Source organism: Pedobacter sp. 10L46_2, from assembly GCF_056395165.1.
This window is the reverse complement of the sequence record NZ_JBFTIZ010000110.1, coordinates 1-1,345: the sequence shown is the minus strand read 5'-3', so window position 1 is coordinate 1,345 and position 1,345 is coordinate 1. Positions and strand designations below refer to the sequence as shown.

The 1,345-nt window shown below is 38.1% G+C and carries 2 protein-coding genes; both read left to right on the top strand.

From position 1 onward, the window contains the following. Positions 1-664, top strand: a 664-nt coding sequence (gene trhA, locus AC1DDX_RS13615) for a PAQR family membrane homeostasis protein TrhA (protein WP_477622155.1), incomplete at its 5' end; no start/stop codon positions are given. 81 nt (positions 665-745) lie between these two features. Then, the gene (locus tag AC1DDX_RS13610) at positions 746-1,309 is read left to right on the top strand and encodes an RNA polymerase sigma factor (RefSeq protein WP_288879255.1); all 564 of its coding nucleotides are present in this window, start codon (positions 746-748) and stop codon (positions 1,307-1,309) included. The last annotated feature ends 36 nt before the right edge of the window (positions 1,310-1,345 follow it).

The following is a 1,345-nucleotide window of genomic DNA, read 5'->3' as shown; positions in this document are numbered from 1 at the left end:
ACAAAGTTCAATTGTTACTTATTTGATGGGGGAACTTAAATACAAGTATACCAGAAAACAAGAACTGGTTCATGGACTGATACATGGTATTGGAGTCGTATTTGGCGTTAGTGGCCTCCCGGTATTAGTAGGAATTGCAACCGCTCACAACAATGTCCCGGCAATTGTCGGCGCCGGAATATACGGCTTTTGCTTTATGCTTTTATTTACTTGCTCAATGGTATACCACCTGGCCCTGGAACCGGCAGTAAAAAGATTATTCGAAATCTTTGATCACATTAGTATTTATTTCCTGATTGCCGGAACCTACACTCCTTTCCTACTCATCTATATGAACAACCATTTCGGTATCACCCTGCTTTCGGTATTATGGGGACTAACGCTTTTAGGTGTATTTTTTAAAATATGGTTTACGGGCAAGTTTAATATAGTGTCAACAATTATTTACTTGCTTATGGGCTGGATGATGGTTATTGGAGGCAATAGATTCTTTTCAGTGCTTCCGGAATCTGTGGTCATTATGCTTTTTATCGGTGCGGCATTATATTCGGCCGGAACTATTGTCTACCTATTTGGTAAACGATCATATACGCATTCCTTATGGCACGCAATGGTACTTGCCGCAGCAATTTGCCATTATGTAGCCGTATTGCTTTCTATGTAGAAAAAAAATAGTAAAAAATAATTACCAGATTTGGGTGATATTTATGTCCAAACTGGCACATACTATTAAAACATAGTTGCAATGGTTACAAAACTCAATAAAGATAAAGTAAGCACAGATAATGAAGCTTTGCTGATGTCGCTGTACCAGGATACTTTTCCTCTTGTAGCAAGCCATGTGAGTAGAATGGGCGGATCATTTGATGAAGCCAAAGATATTTTTCAGGATGCGCTGATCATTTATTATGAAAAAGTAAAGCATGCTAAGATAGTGCTTAAACATAGCGAAAAAGCATACCTTTTTGGCATTACCAAATATCTTTGGAATAAACGGTACAAAGAAACCAGCAAGCAGCTGCCTCTTGATCAATTGAATATTGAACTAGATGAAGACGCAGCCCCGGCTGATTCTGTCTATGAAGAGGTATCTTCTTCCAGATTACTTCATTTGATGCAAACGGCAGGTCAGAAATGTATGCAGCTCCTAAGCGCTTTTTATTATGAAAAGCTGAATATGGAAACACTGGCTGAACGATTTGGATTTTCAAGCGCCCGGTCAGCAACTGTTCAGAAATTTAAATGCCTCGAAAAAATAAAAGAAACTGTAAAAGAAAAATCATTGGAATATGAAGACATCATGGAATGAGCTGCGATTAATAGAGGATTTTCTTTTATCTGATAC